The following is a 15,471-nucleotide window of genomic DNA, read 5'->3' as shown; positions in this document are numbered from 1 at the left end:
GTCTTTGGCTCCTTCTGCTCCCATTTATTAATATCCCCTCTAAAAGTCATATGATTAGACGCTCAGAAACGGGAAAAGTTGCTAAAAATAATGAATAAGAATTGTAAACTTTTAATAGAAGTGAAAAACTATGAAAATAGTTATCTGTTAAAATAAACAAGCTGTATGGGTTAATCTAAAGATTTACCTAGCTCCAGTGCAGAAGCATTTGTTTTAACCGTTGAGAGTAAAAAATAAAAAAAAAACAACCTCTACGAAATAATATTCGTAAAGGTTGCTTGTGAATAGATGTTCGCTTACCGCTTACTTTCCTGAACAAATGACGCTGGCTGTTTCTGCACGACCTTGCTCAATCAGGCGATATGCCCGTTCAACTTCTTCTTCGGTTGGAGAAGGTACGCCATCCAGCGGATAAACTTTACCCAGTGCTTCCCATTTGTAAATTCCCATTTGATGATAAGGAAGAATTTCGAACTTCTCTACTCCATTTAGCGTACCAATGAAACGCCCGAGATTTAACAAATCCTCTTCCTGATCATGAATACCAGGCACGTATACATGTCTGATCCACATTTTTCGACCATGATCGGATAACCATCTTGCTGTCTTCAACGTACGTTCATTGGATTTGCCTGTCAGTTTGATGTGTTTCTCGTCATCGATATGTTTCAGGTCGAGTAATACAAGGTCGGTATGGTCAAGCAGATCATGAATACGATCCGGTTCATTAAACCCGTTACTATCCAGTGTCGTATGAAGCCCCCAGCGACGTTTGACTTCCTTGAATATTTCTGCGACAAAGTGAGCTTGCAGGGTAGGTTCTCCGCCAGATATGGTAAGTCCACCGCCAGAGCTACGATAGTAGGACAGGTACGGCTGTATTTCAGCCAGCACCTCCTCTAATGTCATCTCTTTTCCACCATCCAGTGCCCACGTGTCAGGATTGTGACAATACTGACATTTGAGCAGGCATCCTTGCATAAAAAGCACGAAGCGGATACCTGGGCCGTCAACCGTCCCGAAAGTTTCGAGTGAATGAATATGTCCGTTAACCATGTTGCCTCTTCCTTTCTTTTCGCATCCGCTATGCGTTCATTTTTATGTTGAATCAGAATACTTGACTGGACTACTGGAAAAGTAACTTACATCGAACCGTGGAACGTACGATTGATAACATCCAGTTGTTGCTCACGTGTCAGTTTAATAAAGTTAACTGCGTAACCGGACACCCGTACAGTTAATTGCGGATATTGTTCCGGGTGATCCATTGCATCAATCAGTTGCTGACGATCAAATACGTTTACGTTCAAGTGATGCGCATTTTGACCAAAGTATCCATCCATCATCGCAGTCAGATTGGATTTGCGTGTAGCATCTTCTTTACCCAGTGCTTTTGGCACAATGGAGAAGGTGTTGGAAATACCATCAAGGCTGTGTTCATAAGGCAGTTTTGCTACAGAACCGAGCGATGCCAGTGCACCTTTTTTATCCCGTCCATGCATTGGGTTCGCCCCTGGTGCAAATGGTTCGCCTGCTTTACGTCCATCCGGTGTTGTTCCTGTTTTCTTACCATACACCACGTTGGAAGTGATGGTCAGTACAGATTGCGTTGGCATTGCGTTACGATAGGCTTTGTGCTTGCGAATCATGCTCATGAAGCTTTCTACCAGCTCTACAGCAATGCTATCTACACTGTCATCGTTGTTGCCGTAACAAGGGAATTCACCTTCAATTTCAAAATCAACGGCAATGCCTTGTTCGTTGCGAATCGGTTTAACTTTGGCATATTTGATGGCACTGAGTGAGTCCGCTGCTACCGACAGTCCCGCGATACCACAAGCCATCGTACGTAGAATGTCACGGTCATGGAGCGCCATTTCAATCCGCTCGTAGCTGTATTTATCATGCATGTAGTGGATGACGTTAAGAGTGTTCATGTACAGTTTAGCGAGCCACTCCATCATCGGTTTGAAGCGTTTCATCACTTCATTATAATCCAGTACCTCACTTGTAATGGCAGGATACTCCGGACCAACCTGTGCTCCCGATTTTTCGTCACGTCCACCGTTGATCGCATACAGTAATGCTTTCGCCAAGTTGGCACGTGCGCCGAAGAACTGCATTTGTTTACCGATCTTCATTGCAGATACACAGCAGGCGATACCATAATCATCGCCATAGATTGGACGCATCAGATCATCATTTTCATACTGGATGGAGCTGGTTTCGATCGATACTTTACTGCAATAATCTTTGAAAGCTTCAGGTAACTTCGTGGACCACAGAACAGTCAAGTTCGGCTCCGGAGCAGGTCCCAGGTTGTGCAGTGTGTGCAGGAAACGGAAGCTGTTTTTGGTTACACGTGTCTCGCCGTTGACGGACATCCCGCCGATAGACTCTGTTACCCATGTTGGGTCACCACTGAACAATTCGTTGTAATCCGGCGTGCGCAGGAATTTAACAATCCGCAGTTTCATGACAAAGTGGTCAACCAGTTCTTGAGCCTGTTCTTCTGTCAGGATACCTTCTTGCAAATCACGTTCAATGTAGATATCCAGGAATGAAGATACACGTCCCAGGGACATTGCAGCACCGTTCTGTTCTTTGATCGCTGCAAGGTAGCCGAAGTACAACCATTGGAATGCTTCTTTAGCCGTTGTTGCTGGTAATGAAATATCGAAGCCATGCATCTCGCCCAGTTGTTTCAGTTCTTGCAGTGCACGAATCTGTTCGGATAACTCTTCGCGCAGACGAATGACATCTTCATCAATAACATCAACTTCAAGTGCATTGAGCTCACCTTTTTTGTTACGAATCAGGAAGTCTACTCCGTACAAAGCTACCCGGCGATAGTCACCGATGATCCGGCCACGACCGTAAGCATCCGGCAAACCTGTGATAATACCCGCTTTACGTGCTGCACGCATCTCGGAAGTGTAAGCATCGAATACACCTTGGTTATGCGTTTTACGAATATTTGTAAATATATCAATGACACCTTGTGGCATTTCGAACCCGTATGCTTCACAAGCATCAATCATCATGCGAATTCCGCCGAATGGCTGAATGGAACGTTTGAACGGAGCGTCTGTTTGAACTCCGACAATCTGCTCTTTGCTTTGATCCAAATATCCCGGTTGGTGGGAAGTAATTGTTGCAGGCGTATTCACATCAACGTCAAGCACCCCACCGTTATCCCGTTCTTTTTTGGTCAGGTCGGATACAATATCCCACAATTCTTTGGTATTCTGGGTTGCACCTGCAAGGAACGCCTCATCGCCATAATATGGGGAAAGGTTATGTTCCAGAAAATCATTTACATTAACCGTCTTGGTCCATGTTCCTTTGGTAAAGTTTCTCCAGCCTGTTTGTTGTTTAACATCTTTTTCGATCACCGACATCGTAATCCCTCCGCTTTTTTGGATTTCTGGACACATTATATTGTTGCAATAGACGTATCATCATGTGTCCAAAGCCGCGATTTATGTGAATTGTTTCACATGATCCGGAACACGTTCTCTCTACTGGGGAACCGGAACCGCGGAATGAATGTTTTTCTTATATTTTCAGTATACGTCGAGCAAGTCACACCATCTGTGATTTTTATCACAAACTTTGGATGTTGTCTTATTGAACTGCGCCACGGTTGTTCACACTTGACCACTCCGCGGGCAGAACAACTTCAGATCGCCGTTATCCCCGGATTTTTTCGATTCACTTTTCCAAAGTGAAAATCCGGGGATAAATGCGAACGCTTCGCTTCTTCCGTCTGTCCTGCCCGCTCCGTTATCGTGTGAACCTCTTCTGTGCAAACAGCCACCTCCCCTTTGTTCCTAGCATTTTGGGGAACCATTGCTCCGCTATGCTCGGAGCAACCAAGGGCATGATATAGGTTCCTGAAAAACGGACGCTTCGCCTCTCCGTTTTTCTGCCCATCCTTTTTCTACTGTTTACGCTGGAACCACTTTGCTACAACCCTACTGGTGCGTTGTCCGTATGACCTCGTTCATGCATGAGACTAGATCGCTCCTGAAAAACGGAGGCTTCGCTTCTCCGTTTTTCTGCCCATCCTTTTTCTACTGCTTACGCGGGTATCACTTTGCTACAACTCTACTGGTGCGTTGTCCGTATGACCTCGTTCATGCATGAGACTAGATCGCTCCTGAAAGACGGACGCTCCGCCTCTCCGTTTTTCTGCCCATTTTGACTCGCTACGATGACTTAGTCTGCGCTGTGCCTGTGGACGGTCCGCTTCGACCTTGCACAAGACCTGTCTAGCGGACTGATAAATGAGGGCTTCGTTTCTCGTTTCTCTGCCCTCTTTTCCTCACCTCCTTTCCTATCTCTCCGTTCTTTCCTTCGGCTATGCAACTATACGGCAATCGGGGCTCCCCAATGTGGAGAACCCCTGAATCACTTGCCTTAACTTGAAGTACTAAGTTGTAATTTATGTTGCTTGTTATTCAAATTTGCCATAGAAAGCGTTGCGGTACACATCGGCAAGTTCAGTGACCAGCGGCAGTTTTGGATTCGCTGTTGTACATTGGTCTTCGAAGGCACGATCTGCCAAGTAGTCTACACGCGATTCGAAGTCTTTCGCGTCAAAGCCGATCTCCTGGAACGATTCCTCGATGCCCAGTTTTTTGTTCAGATCACGGATGGCTTTGATCAAGCTGTTCACGCCTTCTTCGGTTGTACGTGCTGGTAATCCGAGAATACGTGCGATTTCGGCGTACCGCTCATCGGCCACAAAGTGCGAATATTTCGGGAACGATGCAAATTTCGTCGGTTTTTTCGCATTGTAACGAATAACGTGTGGTAATAGGATGGCATTGGTGCGTCCGTGTGCGGTGTGATATTGACCTCCCCATTTATGCGCCAAGCTGTGGTTAATGCCCAGGAACGCGTTGGCAAAAGCCATACCGGCAATCGTGGAAGCATTATGCATTTTCTCACGTGCCAGTTTGTCACCTTGCAGTGACGATTGCTCCAGGTATTGGAACACCAGTTGGATGGCTTTGATTGCCAGACCGTCTGTGTAGTCATTCGCCATAACGGATACGTACGCTTCAATCGCATGTGTCAATACGTCCATACCGGTGTCGGCTACTGCCGTTTTTGGCAAACTGTATACGAACTCAGGGTCAACAATCGCTACGTCTGGTGTCAATTCATAGTCAGCGAGCGGATATTTGGTGTTGCCATGCTCTTTATCCGTAATTACCGCAAACGATGTGACTTCCGAACCTGTACCTGATGTTGTCGGGATGGCTACGAATTTCGCTTTTGATCCGAGTCTTGGGTATTTGTAAATCCGTTTACGGATATCCATGAATTTTTGTTTCAGGTTGTTGAACTCTGTATCCGGATATTCATAGAACAACCACATCGCTTTGGCAGCATCCATTGGTGACCCGCCACCGAGTGCGATAATACAGTCTGGCTGGAAGCGTTCCATCATGGCTGTACCGCGGTCTACTGTTGTTGTTGATGGATCCGGCTCAACTTCTGAGAAGACTTCAATCGCTACCGGTGTCTGACGTTGACGCAGATAATGCTCTACTTTTTCCACATATCCGAGTTTGACCATCATGGCATCTGTAATAATCGCTACGCGAGTAATGTCCGGCATTTTGGCAAGGTATTGAGTTGCCCCTTTTTCGAAGTAGACTTTGTTCGGCACTTTGAACCATTGCATATTCACGGTACGGCGAGCCACCCTTTTCACATTGATTAGGTTCACAGCAGTTACGTTGGAAGATGTCGAGTTACGTCCGTACGATCCACAACCCAGTGTCAACGATGGCATGTTGGTATTATAGATATCTCCGATTGCGCCATGTGTTGAAGGGGAGTTCACGATAATCCGTCCGGTTTGCAGGCGATCCGCAAATTGATTGATCACTTCTTCATTGTTCGAATGAATGACAGAGGAGTGACCCATACCACCAAAAGCAACCACTTCTGCCGCACGCTCAATACCATCTTTTGCAGATTTAACTTTGTAACATGCCAGCACCGGACTCAGTTTCTCAGCAGACAATGGGAATTTGGTGCCTACACCTTCAATCTCGGCTACCAGAATTTTAGTACCTGCCGGTACTTCAATACCGCACATTTTGGCAATGTTCACAGCGGACTGACCTACAATGGTCGGGTTAACCGCACATTTCTCTGCGTTGATTGCACCTGCTGTCAGTTTGGCTGCCTCTTCTTTGTTCACAAAGTAACAGCCGTTCGTAATCATTTTCTTTTTCACTTGATCGAAGATGGGTTCTTCAATAATGACCGCTTGTTCGGACGCACAGATCATACCATTGTCAAAAGACTTCGACAGAATCAAATCCGTTACCGCCTGGTTGATATCTGCACTTTTCTCGATAAAGCAAGGCACGTTACCTGGTCCTACGCCCAGTGCCGGTTTACCACAGCTGTATGCTGCCCGTACCATCGCTGATCCGCCTGTCGCCAAGATGAGAGCCACATCATTGTGATTCATCAATGCGTTCGTACGATCCATGGATGGATCATCAATCCATTGGATACAGTCGGCTGGAGCACCGTTTTTCACAGCAGCTTCAAGCAAAATTTTCGCGGCCTCGCGGCTACAGTTCTGTGCGGAAGGGTGGAAACCAAAGATGATCGGATTACGTGTTTTGATGGCAATCAGTGCTTTAAACATCGTTGTTGATGTCGGGTTGGTTACCGGTGTGATCCCCATGATAATACCAACCGGCTCCGCAATTTTCTGGAAGCTGTCATATTCATTGTCTTCGATAACGCCTACTGTTTTTTCATATTTAATGCTGTTATAAACATACTCTGTTGCGAATATATTTTTAATAATTTTATCTTCATATACACCGCGTCCCGTTTCTTCCACGGCCATTTTGGCGAGCATCATATGTTTATCCAGTCCCGCAAGCGCCATTGCCTGCACAATCCGGTCTATTTGCTCCTGATCCATGGACATGAATGCTGCATGTGCTTTGTTCGCTTTATCAATTAACGTTTGAATATACTGACCTGCTGTCGGTTCTTTTGTTGGGGCGACTTCATTTTTTACAGCCATCTCCCTCATCCTCCTAAAGGTTCGTATTGGTTTGTCTCTCTTCTTTACATGCACATCGTACCATGGGGAAAAGATATATTATGTGATTTTTTTCACAAAGTATGACAAATTTTAGTTAAGTTTTTAACCTCCCCTTAGAAGTCATATTTCAGTTTCTATTTAAAATAGTAGACCAACAGCCTCATCCTTCCCCTCGAAAAGTGAATTTAATCACAATGTTTGAAATTTCGCCATTTTTAAATGCTTTCCATGCCCCTCAAACGGTAAGATTAGGTATATACTGAACTTAAAAATTGAACCACCGCAATTTGTACCGTACCTCCACACGGCCGAGATGCCCAGATCAGGATGGCACAGTTTGCGGCGAACCTCGGGGGCAACATGTAGCTGCACTCGCCAGACCGGGGAGATAAAGGGGAGATCAACGTATGGGAGAACTAACAAACGTACTGGAAAAACGCGGAAACACCAACTGTTTCTCGGAAGTGAATTTTAATCATCTGCTCGTAACGATGAAAGACCGAACCTACCCGGAAGGAACACATCTGTACTGGGAAGGTGACGTCTCTGACAAACTTTATTATATGAAACGGGGACGTGCACAGATCACGAAATCCACCGACGAGGGCAAGGAACTGATCATGTACATGTACCAGACAGGCGATATGATTGGTCAGGCCGATCCGTTCTTTGGCTCCAGACACAGCTTCTCGGCGGAAGTACTGGAGGACAGCGAGATTGGTGTGCTGGAACACAAGGACCTGGAAATGTTGATCTGTCAGCATTGTGACTTTGCGATTGATTTCATGAAGTGGATGGGCATTCATCATCGTTTAACCCAAACAAAGTTCCGGGATTTGATGTTGTACGGTAAACCTGGGGCACTCTGTTCTACCTTGATCAGGCTATCCAATTCGTATGGAGAGGCGCACGGAGATCATGTGATGATTCATAAAAAAATTACCCACACGGATCTGTCCAATATGATTGGCGCTACCCGTGAAAGTGTAAACCGCATGCTCAGTGACCTTCGCAAAAAAGATGCCATTGAATATGACAATGGTATGATTGTGATCAAAGACCTGAAAATGTTGCAGGGCATTTGCCACTGCGAATTGTGCCCGAATGAAATTTGCCGCATTTGACGTCATGTTAAATGAATAGCTTGACCTCAGGTAGCGGGCCTTTCACTTGCTGTCACGACTGTTTAAAGAGTTCATCATACAGTAAAAAGCCCAAATTTGATTATTATCAACATTGGGCTTTTCGTATTTCCTTGTATGTGCTCAGGATGCGTTGACAAGTTCAAGCTTCACCGCATCCCGTGGATTTAATTTCATATCCAATCCATTCTCCATTAACTCTTTATCATTGACCTTGATTACCCAGCGCTGATTCGTCCGAGGCATAACATTCTCAACGGCAACAACAAACTTGTTATTCTCCGACAGACGCACAACTCCACTGGATTTTAATACGTCACGAACAGTGCATTCTTGCACATAAATACCGGCATACTGCCGATTCAGATTTGGTTCCACGCTACCACCGCTCACTTTAAGCAGGGTTGTCTGATATGCGACACCTTCTCCCCCGCTGTCAGCAGCTTTGACGTATATAATGACTTCATCCTTAGCATGAAGCTCGGTATCCCACTTTTCTGGAGCAATATCCTTACCGTTCAGCTTCACTGCCCAACTCAGAGACGAATCAAGAGAAACCTCACCCACAGACTGGATCCGTTTTCCGTCTGCCGTAAAATCAACCAGCCCGCTGTTCAGCAAAGCTTTTTTGAGCGTCAAGCCTTCACTGAAATCTCGTTTGATGGACTTCGTCGCATCAGGTAAAAAAGTACTGCCATCAATGGCAACCGTAATCGTATTGGCTGAATCTTTCTCTGAGACAACCGGCTGTTCGGAAGGCTGTGTCTCTCTGGTACACCCCGTCAAAATGACGAGAACAAGCATACATAGACCTATGTAACCGGGAATTTTCTTCATCATGTAGGTAACACCACCCTGCGTAAAATCATTCACCCTGTTGTCCATACCCTTTATTATGGCACATTCTTTGATAAAAAACAGTGTCAAAGCCGTTACTTTTGTCCTTTCCCTGTTTACGCACCTACCATCAAAAAAGGGAGAGCCTGCAAGCAGACCCTCCTTATACTGCATTAGCCATGCGTTTGACCCGACCACTATTGAACAAAAGCCTGCATGTAGGTACGACCTCCGTCGCCGTCCTTCACATAGGGATTAAGGCCAAACGTCTGAGTATCGGATACAAAAACACCAGTAAGCAAACGACCTTCAAGTAATGCACCGTCTACCTGTACGCAGCAGGACGGAGCATCTACGTATTCCTGATACAACGGAATATGACCGTAGGGCTGATGAATTTTGAACACTTTGCCCTGCTCATGCAATGGGCGATCCGAGAAATACGTCGGAACAATATATCGTGCAATAACTTCCAGTTCTTCCGCAGTGTAGAACGGCTCATCACCAAGCCAAGGTGCAAACATACGGATTTTTTCGTATTGTGACCAAACCACGGCCTGAATGAGCATTTCGATCTGAACCAATTTACCGTTTCCGGCCTTCAGACAGAGCCGGTCGTTGTAAGTTTGTTGTTTTGCATGAGATACACGATCTGGTAACCGCAGTTCACAGCCGATACATTTCCAGCCACTAGGCGCTTGGATCCATTTTTGCAGCACCGCCGGAGACGATCCTGAGCCAGCGCTGTTCATCCAATCCACGTCTGTGTGGACAGGATTATTACTCCCCGAAGGTGAATCAACCGAGCGTTTGAACAGTTCTGCCGTTTTCTGATAAATCAGATGAACCTGAATGGATGCGCTCTCAAGTTCTGCAATATCTTGTTTGCCGTAGCGTATTTCACGGGATAAGCTTTCTTCTCTCATGACAAGTGGCCTCCTTCGCTCCGGCCGTCTGCGGCCATTTTCTATAGATTATACTACATCTGATGACAACATGTGCAACGGATAAGCGAAAAAGTCCCATGTAAGCTGTCACAGAAGACAAGAAACTCTTGATTTCACTGGAAATCAAGAGTTTCTTGTACTTTCTGCACACAGCATCAGCTGGTTATTCTACCCAGTGCTCTGCCCAGTCTTGAATTTGACTCATTACAGGCTGTAACGCCTTGCCTTTCTCGGTCAACTCATACTCAATTCGCACTGGCGTTTCCGGGTACACATGACGCACCAGAATACCTTCGCTCTCCAGGTCTTTCATCCGTTCAGACAACATCTTGTCGCTCATGGATGGTATCAGATTGGAGATGTCTTTGAATCGCTTTGAACCACTCATTAATGTTTGAATAATCAACCCATTCCAGCGCTTGCCCAAAAAAGAAAACGCCGTCTCAAAGCGCGGACACATCCGCATATCTTGATCTTCCACTTTTATCACCTCTTTAGAGATCACTCAACTTACGTTTTGTTAGTATATTTCATAATAACACATTTGAGCTTTAAAGAAAACGTCTGCCGCAAAAAACTTTACATAAAAAAAACAAAACTGAATACTGTCGATACAGTATACCTTCAGTATACAACACGTTATGGCAGGTAACCATGGGAAATATCGTTTAACAACTGATATCCTTATATTACCCAAAAAGAACCCTTCTACCACAGTCAGACGACCTGGAGAAGGGTTCCTAGTATTACTGTATTACCTAATCAATTTTAATGATGAATATCCATGAGTAAAGCTAAAGCTTCTGCGGCTTAGACCAGCACGCCACCAATTGGTCTTACGGGTTCGCTCTTGCCGTATTGCGGCTTCGAACTACGGGCAGGGTAAGCCCATTTTATAGCGTTGCTGATCACTTTCAAGATTTCCGGATTGTAATACGTGGGGTACGTTTCATGTCCGGGCCGGAAATAAAAGATTTTGCCTTCGCCGCGACGGAACGTGCATCCACTGCGGAATACCTCTCCGCCTTGGAAATTGCTCACGAACACCAGCTCATCCGGTACTGGAATATCGAAGAATTCACCGTACATCTCTTCTTTTTCCAATACGATCTTGGCGTCGATGCCTTCCGCAATCGGGTGAGACGGATTGACACACCACACGATCTCCTGCTCATCTGCTACACGCCACTTGAGATCACAGCTTGTGCCCATTAACGCTTTGAAAGGCTTCGAGAAATGACCCGAATGGAGCACAATCATACCCATACCGTTCAATACACGTTGCACTACCTTCTGTACAATCTCGTCGCTAACGCGATCATGTGCCATATGTCCCCACCATATAAGCACATCTGTGGAATCCAGTACCTCATCACTCAAACCGTGTTCAGGCTGATCCAATGTAGCTGTACGAATCGCAAATCCCTCGCCGCCAAGTCCGTCAGCAAGTGCACGGTGCAGACCGTCCGGATATACTTCTTTTACTTCATCATGTATTTTCTCATGGACAAACTCATTCCAAATGGTGACGTTAATCATATTCAATTTCCCCCTAGTATAGCTCTAAACCCACCACATATCGCCCAGCGGTTCCTCGATCAATACTTGCTGGAGATTTTGCACGGCTTTAGAGAATCCTTCTTCAACCGACATCAGACCGTCTTCATGTTCAATACTTACCACATAATCATATCCAACCAGACGCAGGGCACTCATAATGTCCGCCCACGTTTTGTTATCATGTCCATAACCCACGGAGCGGAACTGCCAAGCACGATCCAACATGTTCGTGTAATCCTGCATATCTGTTACCCCGTGTTTATTCACGTTCACCGGATCAATTGTTGTATCTTTGGCATGGAAGTGATGGATTGCATTTTCACGACCCAAAATGTGAATCGCTTGAACCGGATCGATGCCTTGCCACCACATATGGCTTGGGTCAAGGTTCGCACCAATGACTTCGCCTGCGGCTTCACGCAGTCTCAGCAACGTTGCAGGTGTGTGCACGGAGAATCCACCGTGCAGCTCCAGACCTACTTTTACGTTACGATCCGCAGCAAATTTGCCCCACTCCGTCCAGTAAGGGATCACTTTGTTTTCCCATTGCCATTTCAAAATTTCTTGAAAATCATTTGGCCACGGCGCCACAGGCCAGTTTGGATACTTCGCATCCTCATGGTCTCCCGGACAGCCGGAGAACGTATTCACAACAGGTACTTCCAGCTTTTCAGCCAGCTCTACCGATTTTACGAAATCATCGTGGAAACCCTTCGCAATATCTTTTTGCGGATGCAACGGGTTACCGTGACAGCTAAGAGCGCTGATCGTCAGACCGCGTGATTCCACCGCATTTTTGAAGTTTTTAAGTGCTGTAGGATTGCTTAACAATTCATCTGGCTTACAATGAGCGTTCCCCGGGTGTCCACCTGTTCCGATCTCTACTGCTTTAAGTCCCTTGGAAGCTACATAATCAAGGGCATCCTCTAATTTACGTCCACCGAATAGTACCAAAAATACGCCGAGTTTCAAGTGCAATTCCTCCCTGATTTAGATAGTGTATGATTGCTGTGTTTGCTCTCCTATATATGTTGAACCAAATCTTTACACGGAGCACTCCGATGACAGAATAACCTGGAGAGTAGCTGTTATCCCCAGATTTTTTTGATTCCCTTTGATAGGGAAAAATCCGGTGATAAAGGCGAGCGCTTCGCTTTTCCAGGTTTTTTCCGTCCTCTCCGTTGCTGTGTAAATAAAATGTTCAAACGATATAGTTTATCAAACCTGTCGCTGTTGCATTTTTGCTCCGTTCTCATGCTTGTTTAGTTATTGTGGAAAAACAAGCATGATTCTATCCCGAAAATTCACGTTGTCACTCATGGATCTTCAAACTGGAAGCTCCATTATCCATTAATGAGATTCAACTGTTTCATTTTCGGATGAACTGGCATTGGTTGTTACAACGCTGTCATAGGTGCTCTCCAGATGAATGTGCTTGCCTTCAAGAGAAGAACGCTGAAATGCATGCATGGCTTCAAGCACATGATATGCCAGCTTGCCACTTGCTTTATGCTCGCGTCCGGCACGAATGGACTCCACCATCTCGGTTAGTCCAATGCCCCTCTCATTGTGCCCACTTTCGAAGGCCGGCTGAACCGTCTCCCATGTGTCTTGACCATAACGGCGAAGCTTGACTTCTCCATTGAAAAAGTTAGGATCAGGGACACTGAGCGTGCCTTCCGTGCCATAAATTTCGATACGTGGCAGATCAGAAGCGCCGCGGATATCAAAGCTTGTAATCATCGTTACGATGGCTCCATCCGCAAAATCGATCGTTCCAGCCAAGTGGGTTGGTGTTTCGACACGAAGCGTAGTTCCCTCTTTGGGACCTGAACCAACCTTGCGATCAGCAATCTGAATACCTGCGGACGCGCTGATCCGGCGAATCGGGCCAAGGAGCGTAACGAGAGCCGTCAAATAATATGGCCCCATGTCAAACATTGGCCCGCCCCCTGCCATGTAAAAAAACTCAGGATCAGGGTGCCATGCCTCCGGCCCCCCGCCCATAAAGAAGGAAGTAGCCGCAATCGGCTTGCCAATCAAACCTTCTTCAATGGCTTTGCGAGCAGTCTGGATGCCTGATCCAAGGAACGTATCCGGCGCAGAGCCAACGTACAGTCCCTTTTCCTCGGCAAGCTCCACTACTTTGCGTCCATCTTCCAGCGAAATGGCCAGCGGTTTCTCGGCATACACATGCTTGCCTGCTTCCAGAGCAGCCAGATCAGTCATCGCATGACTGCCCGGAATCGTCAGGTTCAGCACAAGCTCAATCTCGTCATTTTGTAACAACTCATCTACATTGTAAACGTTTGCGATATTAAATTCATCTGCCCGTTCCTGAGCACGCTCACGGATCAGGTCAGCGACCGCAACAACCTCGATATAAGGATTTGTTTTAAGATTTTCTAAGTAAATCGCACTGATATTGCCGCAGCCAATGATGCCTGCTTTCATTTTTTCCACGATGATGTTCATCTCCTTACGCATGTAAGAACCATGTTCATTTGCTTAAAATGCTTGTTGAAACCATAGTTTGTTTATGTTGCTCAACTCTAAGTCTATGGTATTCTGTTTGCGCTTCAATTAAAATGAATAATATGATTGAAACATGAACTATCTGGTCATAATTTTCTAATTCACACAAGGAGTATACCTATGCCAACAGACTTTTCCTGCCAAGTTCTTACAGCTGGCTTTTCATTCCATCGTAAACCTTACAGCATGGTTCAACTGGATGGGGTAAAAAATTACTTGATGCGGCTTCAAACGGATGGACGCTGCCGTGCTCGCATTGATGGCTCCATGTCCAGGGTTGACGCAGGAGACTTGCTTCTTTTTGATCCGGATGAACCTTATGAACTGAGAATAGACAACGAGTACAATCCTATGGGGGAGCGGCTTGTGGAGAGTGGGGACTATCATATTTTCTTCAACGGTTCCTGGGTGGATGAGTGGTGGAAACACCATAAACGGCCGACTCGAATCAAGGTGGAATTGTCCGAAAGCTTATTAACTTTATTCAGACAGTTGATTCTGGAGCAACGTCGCCTTTCCAATCCTTACCCCGAGATTTCGAGTTATTACATGCGTATATTATGTCTGGAAGTGGATCGATTGTTATCCGAGCATCCAACCCATACGAAAACCAATTATGTTGCTTATGAAATTAAAAATTATATCGAGGAAAATGCTTCTTCTCTATTCAAACTGGAGGATGTGGCAACGCATCTGGGCATAAGCGTCTCACGAGGGGTGCATCTTTTTAAAGAAACGTTTGGCAAAAGCATTATGCAATATACGCTAGATGTGCGTCTTAATATGGCCAGAGAACGGATTATTTTTAGTCCGATGACCCTCGAACAAGTCTCTGAATCATCCGGTTTTAACAATTATACATATTTCCATCGTGTATTCCGTTCCCGGTTTGGCATGTCACCAAAAGAATTTCGCCTGATTCACCGGGAACAGATGTAATGATGTCGTTAAACGCTGTTGAATGTCAAATTGGTTACCATTTTGGTGATACAGTAGTATACGTCTTATACACTTATTTGCGCGCGGCGATGGCCTCGGACACAACCATAGCGAGGTCTTCGTTGCCAAACATGGAGAGTACACCAAGAACCGTGTCGTCTGGAATATCTCCAGCTTCCTCCTTGGATACAATCAGCTTCTGTATCTGTTGCAAACGCTCATTGCTCTGTTGCTCGGGATACGCTTGTCGGTACATCTCTTCCGGGTCCAGCTCGTTATTTACACACCACTGAGCAAAGACCAAGATCATCATCTCTTCTTCCTGCTTATAAGACTCAATGACGGCTTCCTCAATCTGTTTGTTGCGTTCCTTTTGATACTCATCCATGCTTTGTTAGCACTCCTTTACTTTACCTCA

General features: G+C 45.7%; 14 protein-coding genes. 2 read left to right on the top strand and 12 right to left on the bottom strand.

What is annotated here, in order from left to right; genetic code table 11:
• Nucleotides 1-303 precede the first annotated feature (303 nt).
• The 5 genes from pflA to adhE form a co-directional block, all read right to left on the bottom strand.
• The gene (gene pflA, locus J2T16_RS12665) at nt 304-1,056 is read right to left on the bottom strand and encodes a pyruvate formate-lyase-activating protein (protein ID WP_090922575.1); all 753 of its coding nucleotides are present in this window, start codon (nt 1,054-1,056) and stop codon (nt 304-306) included.
• Between the two features lie 86 nt (nt 1,057-1,142).
• Nucleotides 1,143-3,401, bottom strand: coding sequence for a formate C-acetyltransferase (gene pflB, locus J2T16_RS12660; RefSeq protein WP_090922577.1), 2,259 nt, complete (start codon nt 3,399-3,401; stop codon nt 1,143-1,145).
• 249 nt (nt 3,402-3,650) lie between these two features.
• On the bottom strand, nt 3,651-3,812 hold the full coding sequence (locus J2T16_RS12655) for a hypothetical protein (protein ID WP_336120286.1): 162 nt from the start codon (nt 3,810-3,812) through the stop codon (nt 3,651-3,653).
• Nucleotides 3,813-4,102: 290 nt separating this feature from the next.
• Nucleotides 4,103-4,267 carry a hypothetical protein gene (locus J2T16_RS12650; RefSeq protein ID WP_499018418.1) on the bottom strand — a complete coding sequence of 55 codons (165 nt, stop codon included), beginning with the start codon at nt 4,265-4,267 and terminating at the stop codon, nt 4,103-4,105.
• A gap of 192 nt (nt 4,268-4,459) precedes the next feature.
• Nucleotides 4,460-7,072 carry a bifunctional acetaldehyde-CoA/alcohol dehydrogenase gene (adhE, locus tag J2T16_RS12645; RefSeq protein ID WP_154888415.1) on the bottom strand — a complete coding sequence of 871 codons (2,613 nt, stop codon included), beginning with the start codon at nt 7,070-7,072 and terminating at the stop codon, nt 4,460-4,462.
• A 428-nt stretch (nt 7,073-7,500) separates the two neighbouring features.
• Here adhE and J2T16_RS12640 point away from each other — a divergent pair, with 428 nt between their 5' ends.
• Nucleotides 7,501-8,217, top strand: a complete 717-nt coding sequence (locus J2T16_RS12640) for a Crp/Fnr family transcriptional regulator (protein WP_090922581.1) — start codon at nt 7,501-7,503, stop codon at nt 8,215-8,217.
• Nucleotides 8,218-8,358: 141 nt separating this feature from the next.
• On the opposite strand, the gene J2T16_RS12635 is transcribed toward J2T16_RS12640, so the two are convergent.
• The 6 genes from J2T16_RS12635 to J2T16_RS12610 form a co-directional block, all read right to left on the bottom strand.
• The gene (locus J2T16_RS12635) at nt 8,359-9,075 is read right to left on the bottom strand and encodes a hypothetical protein (RefSeq protein ID WP_090922583.1); all 717 of its coding nucleotides are present in this window, start codon (nt 9,073-9,075) and stop codon (nt 8,359-8,361) included.
• Between the two features lie 194 nt (nt 9,076-9,269).
• Entirely contained in the window at nt 9,270-9,998 is a 729-nt protein-coding gene (locus J2T16_RS12630) for a hypothetical protein (protein WP_090922585.1), read from the bottom strand.
• Between the two features lie 184 nt (nt 9,999-10,182).
• A complete protein-coding gene (locus J2T16_RS12625) occupies nt 10,183-10,485 on the bottom strand; it encodes a winged helix-turn-helix transcriptional regulator (protein ID WP_090922720.1) in 303 nt (100 codons plus the stop codon).
• A 344-nt stretch (nt 10,486-10,829) separates the two neighbouring features.
• Nucleotides 10,830-11,558, bottom strand: coding sequence for a ThuA domain-containing protein (locus tag J2T16_RS12620; protein WP_090922587.1), 729 nt, complete (start codon nt 11,556-11,558; stop codon nt 10,830-10,832).
• A 24-nt stretch (nt 11,559-11,582) separates the two neighbouring features.
• Nucleotides 11,583-12,551: a sugar phosphate isomerase/epimerase family protein gene (locus tag J2T16_RS12615; protein WP_090922589.1), complete on the bottom strand. Its 969-nt coding sequence runs from the start codon at nt 12,549-12,551 to the stop codon at nt 11,583-11,585.
• A 378-nt stretch (nt 12,552-12,929) separates the two neighbouring features.
• Nucleotides 12,930-14,042, bottom strand: a complete 1,113-nt coding sequence (locus J2T16_RS12610) for a Gfo/Idh/MocA family protein (RefSeq protein WP_499018417.1) — start codon at nt 14,040-14,042, stop codon at nt 12,930-12,932.
• Between the two features lie 192 nt (nt 14,043-14,234).
• Between J2T16_RS12610 and J2T16_RS12605 the strand changes: the two genes are divergently transcribed.
• Complete coding sequence (locus J2T16_RS12605; RefSeq protein ID WP_090922593.1) at nt 14,235-15,053, top strand: AraC family transcriptional regulator; 819 nt, start codon at nt 14,235-14,237, stop codon at nt 15,051-15,053.
• 73 nt (nt 15,054-15,126) lie between these two features.
• Here J2T16_RS12605 and yxiS read toward each other — a convergent pair whose 3' ends face one another.
• Nucleotides 15,127-15,441 (bottom strand): protein YxiS, encoded by a 315-nt coding sequence (yxiS, locus tag J2T16_RS12600; protein WP_154957673.1) that lies wholly within the window; start codon nt 15,439-15,441, stop codon nt 15,127-15,129.
• Nucleotides 15,442-15,471: the final 30 nt, after the last annotated feature.

The sequence above is a fragment of the Paenibacillus intestini genome (assembly GCF_030803945.1).
GTDB lineage: Bacteria > Bacillota > Bacilli > Paenibacillales > Paenibacillaceae > Paenibacillus > Paenibacillus polysaccharolyticus.
The sequence above is the reverse complement of the archived record's forward strand: the minus strand, read 5'-3'. Positions and strand labels throughout refer to the sequence as shown.

What these genes read in the sequence shown, in the direction of transcription:
- pflA (WP_090922575.1), bottom strand. Translation starts at nt 1,056, where the DNA reads ATGGTTAACGGACATATTCATTCACTCGAAACTTTCGGGACGGTTGAC.
- pflB (WP_090922577.1), bottom strand. Translation starts at nt 3,401, where the DNA reads ATGTCGGTGATCGAAAAAGATGTTAAACAACAAACAGGCTGGAGAAAC.
- adhE (WP_154888415.1), bottom strand. Translation starts at nt 7,072, where the DNA reads ATGGCTGTAAAAAATGAAGTCGCCCCAACAAAAGAACCGACAGCAGGT.
- J2T16_RS12640 (WP_090922581.1), top strand. Translation starts at nt 7,501, where the DNA reads ATGGGAGAACTAACAAACGTACTGGAAAAACGCGGAAACACCAACTGT.
- J2T16_RS12635 (WP_090922583.1), bottom strand. Translation starts at nt 9,075, where the DNA reads ATGATGAAGAAAATTCCCGGTTACATAGGTCTATGTATGCTTGTTCTC.
- J2T16_RS12630 (WP_090922585.1), bottom strand. Translation starts at nt 9,998, where the DNA reads ATGAGAGAAGAAAGCTTATCCCGTGAAATACGCTACGGCAAACAAGAT.
- J2T16_RS12625 (WP_090922720.1), bottom strand. Translation starts at nt 10,485, where the DNA reads ATGCGGATGTGTCCGCGCTTTGAGACGGCGTTTTCTTTTTTGGGCAAG.
- J2T16_RS12620 (WP_090922587.1), bottom strand. Translation starts at nt 11,558, where the DNA reads ATGATTAACGTCACCATTTGGAATGAGTTTGTCCATGAGAAAATACAT.
- J2T16_RS12605 (WP_090922593.1), top strand. Translation starts at nt 14,235, where the DNA reads ATGCCAACAGACTTTTCCTGCCAAGTTCTTACAGCTGGCTTTTCATTC.
- yxiS (WP_154957673.1), bottom strand. Translation starts at nt 15,441, where the DNA reads ATGGATGAGTATCAAAAGGAACGCAACAAACAGATTGAGGAAGCCGTC.